Below are 6,235 nucleotides of genomic sequence, written 5' to 3' on the forward strand. Positions count from 1 at the left end.
GCCCGGCGAACAACAAAACCATCGTCAATGCCGTTCCCCCGCCAATTGTCTTCTTCTGATTTCTGTTTACCTTTATTGTAAAGGTCTTTAATGTATGGGTCTTGCAAAGCGAATCATCCCCTGCCTGGACGTGACCAATGGACGGGTTGTCAAGGGCGTCAATTTTATCGGGCTTAGGGACGCGGGGAATCCGATCGAAATATCGCGCCGCTACGATGACCAGGGAGCGGATGAACTGACCTTTCTCGATATTACGGCCAGTTCGGATAATCGCGACCTGATATTGCATATTATTGAAGAAGTAGCAGCCCAGGTCTTCATCCCCCTGACCGTCGGCGGCGGGGTTCGCAAGGTAGAAGATGTGCGCAGGCTGCTGAACGCCGGGGCGGACAAAGTAAGCATCAACACGTCGGCAGTCCTTAATCCTGAGTTGGTGCGGGATGCCGCGGACCGCTACGGCTCGCAATGTATCGTGGTGGCCATTGATGTCAAGCGGGTCGAGAATCGATGGGAAGTCTTCACGCATGGCGGCCGTAACGCTACCGGCCTCGATGCGATCGAATGGGCAAAGAAGATGCAGGCACTGGGCGCGGGCGAAATACTACTCACGAGCATGGATCGAGACGGGACCCGCAACGGTTTTGACCTGACTCTGATCCGTACGGTATCTGACACAGTGGATGTGCCGGTGGTCGCGAGTGGCGGCGTAGGTAATTTGCAACACTTGGTAGACGGAGTTATAGAAGGCCATGCGGACGCAGTGCTGGCAGCGAGTATTTTCCACTACGGCGAATACACGGTCCGCCAGGCTAAAGAGTATATGGCCCAACATGGCATCGAAGTACGGTTGTAGTAACATTCATCTTCAAGCACATCTATGTCCGATATTTGGCTCAACAAGATAAACTGGTCCGACGATGGGCTGGTACAGGTGGTGACGCAGGAAGCAGCCAGCAACGACGTGTTGATGGTCGCATGGATGAATCGCGAGGCGCTGAAGCTCACGGTACATACTAATGAGGCGCACTACTGGTCGCGCTCCCGCAAAAAGCTCTGGCATAAAGGCGAAGAATCCGGCCATGTCCAGAAAGTGAAGGAAATCCGCCTTGATTGTGATAATGACGTTCTGCTGCTCAGGGTGGAACAAGTAGGCGAGATTGCCTGTCATACCGGAAGACACAGTTGTTTTTTCAACAAACTGGAGAACGGGCTGTGGGAAGTGACTGCCCCCATCCTCAAAAGTCCGGATGAAATCTACAGGAAATGAGCGACTCGTCTATTCTTTGCCATCTGGCTGATGTTATTGACGCACGCAAGGACGCCAACCGCTCGGCATCTTATGTAGCCAACCTGCTGCATGAAGGTGAGGACAAGATATTGAAAAAAATCGCGGAAGAGTCGGCGGAGGTGTTGATGGCCTCGAAAGATGGCGATAAACCGCATGTGGTCCGCGAAGTGGCTGACCTCTGGTTTCACTGTCTGGTGCTATTGGCGCACCATGGTATGAGGCCCGAAGCGGTGCTGGATGAATTGCAGCGGCGGGAAGGAATTTCAGGAATTGACGAAAAAGCATCGCGGAAACCGGGATAAATGGACAACTGCATCTTCTGCAAGATTGTGCGGGGTGAAATCCCTAGTGAGAAAATATACGAAGACGAGGACGTTTTTGCATTTCACGATATTCATCCGGCGGCGCCCGTACATTTCATGCTGATACCCAAGTTGCATCTCAGTTCGCTTGCAGAAGCCGAAGACGAGCACCGCGGTTTGCTCGGGGGCATGATGGTGCTGGTACCGCGCTTGGCGCGACAGCAAGGCTGTACGGATGGTTTTCGCACAATCATCAATACTGGACGCGTTGGAGGGCAGGAAGTTTATCATTTCCACATTCATGTCATAGGCGGCACGGACCGCCTGCCCGGCATGCTCCCTCACCCCCGATAAAGGAGTAAATGATGGGATCATTCAGTATCTGGCATTGGCTTGTGGTTCTGCTGATCGTTGTGCTGGTATTTGGGACTAAGAAACTTCGGAACCTCGGGAGCGATCTGGGCGGCGCGGTCAAAGGTTTCAAGGAGGGAATCAAGAGCGCGGACGAAGAAGAGATAACGTCTGCAAACAAGCCAACCGAGTCTCGAATTACCGATGTAGATGCCAAGGACACGACCCAGATCAGACCCTGAACTTCCTTGGCTAGGCAGAATGTCCGCACCGGCGTCAAAGCGCTTATGCACGCCGATTTCCGGCCCATTTCTATGCATTCCCTATCGTGACCCTCTACACGAAATGTTCGACATCAGTTTCTCTGAAATTCTCGTTATAGCGGTAGTGGCGCTGATTGTGCTGGGTCCGGAACGGCTTCCTAAAGTGGCCCGTACGCTAGGCCATCTATTGGGGCGAGCGCAACGGTATGCTAATGATGTCAAACACGATATCCAGCGCGAGATGGAACTGGAGGAACTCAAAAAGTGGCAAAATTCGGTGGAAGGCGCGGCGCACACAGTGGAAAGTACCGTACGATCAGAAATCGGTCAGTTTCAGGAAGCAATCCAGGTGACGCCGCAACGGTCCGTGAATGCCGCTTTTGAACCGCCGCATGGAGCCATAGTGGAGCCGGCCCCCGAACCAGATTCTCCCGCCGCACCGGTTCAGCCGATTACCGAATCGATTCAGTCTAAGCCAGACTCGACACAACCATAATGCGCATGAGCGGCGCTTGATCCGGAAAACTCTCAGTAAGCGCTCAGTGGATTGCTCCCCGCTCCGGGAAACCAAGGCACACACAAAAAATCATAGCGCTGCATATTAGCTGAATATACAAGCCTGGAAACTGCCAGGGAATACGCACCGTCCTTACGAACGGCTGCGTTCACTAAAATGGCTGTTATGTCTTGCCGTCCCCGCCCCCGTTCCAGCACCGCTACGCCCGAGGCGAGCTATTCGGATACCGTTTGCCCAGCCATAACCTATACTTCGATAACCTAACCCGGTATAACAGCCGCTCCACTTCCCGGCTGCCGTTGACAACATGAGTACCGACGAGACCTTCATTTCGCATCTGGTCGAACTCCGCGCCAGATTGATTCGCGTGTCCGCTGGAATCCTGCTGGGATTTCTTCCCTGTGCCTATTATGCACGGGAACTCTATTCTTTATTGGCGCAGCCTCTACTGGAAAAACTTCCGGAAGGGGGACAGATGATCGCAACCGAAGTGGTCACTCCATTTTTCGTGCCCATGAAAGTCGCGATGATGGTCGCTTTCGTCATTACTCTGCCGCACACCCTCTATCAAATCTGGGCTTTTGTCGCTCCGGGATTGTATTCGCATGAAAAACGTCTTGTACTGCCGCTGGTGCTCGCCAGCAGTGTACTGTTTTTTTGTGGCATGTCGTTCGCATACTTTGCCGCCCTGCCCCTAGTATTTGAGTTTATCACCCATTTTGCCCCCCAGGGTGTTGCAGTCATGACCGATATCGGCAGATATCTCGACTTCGTGCTAACGATGTTCATCGCCTTCGGCATCACCTTCGAGGTACCGATATTGGTTGTAATACTGGTGCGAGTGGATATTGTATCGATTGAAAAACTGAAGGAGGTCCGTTCCTATGTTCTGGTTGGCGCATTCGTAATTGGCGCGATATTCACCCCCCCGGATGTGGTTTCACAATTCATGCTGGCGGTTCCGCTTTATCTGCTTTATGAAGCTGGAATACTGGTTGCCAATGTTCTGCAGAAATCCGACAATCGGGAAAGATCGCCGGTTTCTCCGCCGGCCAATGAGAAGGATGCGGAACACGAACTGGAGAAATGAAGCTGGAGGGAGGAGCGAAAGCTGAGTTCCCTCAGACCGGCGACTACACAGGTCTGCCCGGTTTTTTAAGGATGAATTTAGCCATGCGCTCAGAGAATCATTCCATGGCATCCGGGTCCATATACTGGTCTTGAGGTGCCGGCTTGGGACGCTTGCCAACGTTGATTTTGATTGGTTTCTCCGCCTGGTTGCGAACAACTGTAATGGTCGCCGCTTTTCCCGGCTCCAATGCGGCAATCAAATTAAGCATGCCGGACGAGTCTATGACGGGCTTGCCGTCTACCGCCACGATGATATCCCCCGGCTTCACGCCGGCTTGATCGGCAGGCCCGCCCTTAAGTACCCCTGCGATCAGGGCACCGTTCGTGCTGGGACGTTTGAAAGATTCCGCCAGTTCTGGCGTCAGGTCTTGAACTTCTACTCCAATCCATCCGCGGACAACGCCGCCTGTTTGAATAATTTGCTCCATGATCTGCTTGGCAACACTGGTGGTGATCGCAAACCCGATACCGAGCGATCCGCCGGTGCGGGATACAATCGCGGTATTTATGCCAATCAGATTGCCCGAGACATCAACCAGCGCACCGCCGGAATTGCCAGGGTTGATGGCAGCATCAGTCTGAATGAAATTTTCAAACGTATTGATGCCCAGATGAGTCCTCCCTAGCGCACTGATAATGCCCATGGTTACCGTCTGCCCCACGCCGAAGGGATTGCCTATGGCGAGCACGATATCGCCTACCTGGGCATTATCGGACTGGCCGAAGGTCATCGCTGGCAGGGATTGCATATCGACCTTTACCACTGCCAGATCGGTCTCGGGATCGGATCCGATAACCCGTGCTTTAGCCTCCCTTCCATCAGAAAGCGCAATCTTGATTTCATCCGCGGCTTCTATAACATGGTGGTTGGTAAGAATGTAACCTTCTGGACTCACAATCACGCCCGAGCCAAGGCTCGATGCTCGCCGGCTCTGCGATTCGAAGCGGTCACCGAAGAAGCGCCGGAACACCGGATCTTCCATCAACGGATGGGAAGATACTTTGATTTCCTTGCTGGTAAAAACGTTTACGACCGATGGCATGGCTTTTTGCGCGGCGGCGCTAAAACTGCCGGATTTGGGGGTCGCATCCGATATCGGCGCGGGAGTGACCGCTTCTTTTATGGTGACCATGGTTGCACCGGTAGGCGACTTCCATGGGAGCAGTTCGGGTCGCAGCGTCGAGACAACGAACAGCGCTGCCAGGACTACTGTCGTCGTTTGTGCGAAAATCAGCCAGAGTTTGCGCATTTAATGGTTATTGATTTCGATTCTAAAATGGTTTCAGTAATGACCGGTGAATTCTGATGCGATTGAACGAACTCGAAATCTATTTGAATCAACTGCTGAATACCACCCGCTTTCATGATTATTGCCCAAATGGGTTGCAAGTGGAAGGAAGAAATGAGGTGCGCTGTCTTGTAAGCGGTGTTACAGCCTCGCTTGAGCTATTGGAAGCCGCAGTGGCCGTTAATGCCGACGTCATTCTTGTCCACCATGGTTATTTTTGGCGTGGCGAAGACCCGTGCCTGATTGGAATGAAGCACCGCCGTATCGCTTTTCTGATGAAGCACAACATGGGCCTGCTTTCCTATCACTTGCCGCTTGATGCCCATCCCGACTTCGGCAATAACATTCAACTGGCCCATCGGCTGGGCTTCGTTGAAACAGGCCGTTTTGGCGAGCAAAATATTGCAATGCTTGGAACCCTCCAGTCAGGAGCGTTGAATTTGAAAGCTCTGCAAGTAACCATTGAACGCACGCTGGGCAGGAAGCCTCTGGTAATCGGGAATGAAGCGAAGCTAGTACAGCGGATGGCCTGGTGCACCGGCGCCGCCCAAAGTTATTTTGAAGAGGCGATCCAACTGGGTGTGGACGCGTTTGTCACCGGGGAAATTTCCGAGAGGACCGTCCATACAGCCCGTGAGTCGGGTGTGGCATTTATCTCGGCCGGTCATCACGCTACCGAGCGGTACGGGGTTCAGGCGTTAGGCGAGCATATATCGCAAAAATTTGGAATTACTCACCAGTTTATCGATATCGATAGTCCGGTATAAGATATTCAAGGAACGGCTGAAGCCCGCGGGTGGTACCAGCAAGAGTCTTGATACTGGTGCTACCGGTTTACATAAACCAGCGATACAGTGTGGTTATATAAAAATTATAAAAGAGTATGTTGGTCAGGAAACGAGAAGCAGAGCGGCCAGGGATGTTCGAGGTCGTGTTGCTTTGTCGTGTTGTTGTAAGTGGCCGGGTTTTCTGACCCGCGAGTTAGTTTTAATATCTGACAAAAAATTACTACGGAAGATAGGAGAGAAGAGATGGCATCGAAGCCTTGGCTGAGGGTGGTTACGCTGGCATGTGGAGCGCTGTTGAGCGCGACT

10 protein-coding genes are annotated in these 6,235 nt (G+C 52.6%); 8 read left to right on the plus strand and 2 right to left on the minus strand.

Going from position 1 to position 6,235, the window contains the following annotated elements; genetic code table 11:
* Positions 1 to 94 precede the first annotated feature (94 nt).
* The 7 genes from hisF (at position 95) to tatC (ending at position 3,811) form a co-directional block, all read left to right on the plus strand.
* On the plus strand, positions 95 to 853 hold the full coding sequence (gene hisF / locus C8R31_RS12265) for an imidazole glycerol phosphate synthase subunit HisF (protein ID WP_107694347.1): 759 nt from the start codon (positions 95 to 97) through the stop codon (positions 851 to 853).
* 24 nt (positions 854 to 877) lie between these two features.
* A complete protein-coding gene (gene hisI / locus C8R31_RS12270; protein WP_107694348.1) occupies positions 878 to 1,267 on the plus strand; it encodes a phosphoribosyl-AMP cyclohydrolase in 390 nt (129 codons plus the stop codon).
* On the plus strand, positions 1,264 to 1,590 hold the full coding sequence (locus tag C8R31_RS12275) for a phosphoribosyl-ATP diphosphatase (protein WP_107694349.1): 327 nt from the start codon (positions 1,264 to 1,266) through the stop codon (positions 1,588 to 1,590). The genes hisI and C8R31_RS12275 overlap by 4 nt, the downstream gene beginning before the upstream one ends.
* The gene (locus tag C8R31_RS12280) at positions 1,591 to 1,944 is read left to right on the plus strand and encodes a histidine triad nucleotide-binding protein (RefSeq protein WP_107694350.1); all 354 of its coding nucleotides are present in this window, start codon (positions 1,591 to 1,593) and stop codon (positions 1,942 to 1,944) included. It begins immediately after the preceding gene.
* An 11-nt stretch (positions 1,945 to 1,955) separates the two neighbouring features.
* Complete coding sequence (gene tatA / locus C8R31_RS12285; protein ID WP_107694351.1) at positions 1,956 to 2,183, plus strand: Sec-independent protein translocase subunit TatA; 228 nt, start codon at positions 1,956 to 1,958, stop codon at positions 2,181 to 2,183.
* Between the two features lie 103 nt (positions 2,184 to 2,286).
* A complete protein-coding gene (gene tatB / locus C8R31_RS12290) occupies positions 2,287 to 2,700 on the plus strand; it encodes a Sec-independent protein translocase protein TatB (protein ID WP_107694352.1) in 414 nt (137 codons plus the stop codon).
* 328 nt (positions 2,701 to 3,028) lie between these two features.
* Positions 3,029 to 3,811 carry a twin-arginine translocase subunit TatC gene (gene tatC / locus C8R31_RS12295; protein ID WP_107694353.1) on the plus strand — a complete coding sequence of 261 codons (783 nt, stop codon included), beginning with the start codon at positions 3,029 to 3,031 and terminating at the stop codon, positions 3,809 to 3,811.
* Between the two features lie 97 nt (positions 3,812 to 3,908).
* On the opposite strand, the gene C8R31_RS12300 is transcribed toward tatC, so the two are convergent.
* Positions 3,909 to 5,102, minus strand: a complete 1,194-nt coding sequence (locus tag C8R31_RS12300) for a Do family serine endopeptidase (RefSeq protein WP_107694354.1) — start codon at positions 5,100 to 5,102, stop codon at positions 3,909 to 3,911.
* Between the two features lie 56 nt (positions 5,103 to 5,158).
* On the opposite strand from C8R31_RS12300, the gene C8R31_RS12305 reads away from it, so the two are divergent.
* Entirely contained in the window at positions 5,159 to 5,908 is a 750-nt protein-coding gene (locus C8R31_RS12305) for a Nif3-like dinuclear metal center hexameric protein (protein ID WP_107694355.1), read from the plus strand.
* Between the two features lie 104 nt (positions 5,909 to 6,012).
* Here the strand turns inward: C8R31_RS12305 and C8R31_RS16325 are convergent.
* A partial coding sequence (locus C8R31_RS16325) for a hypothetical protein (protein WP_219907521.1) occupies positions 6,013 to 6,235 on the minus strand: 223 nt, incomplete at its 5' end.

Source organism: Nitrosospira sp. Nsp2 (assembly GCF_003050965.1).
Taxonomy (GTDB): domain Bacteria; phylum Pseudomonadota; class Gammaproteobacteria; order Burkholderiales; family Nitrosomonadaceae; genus Nitrosospira.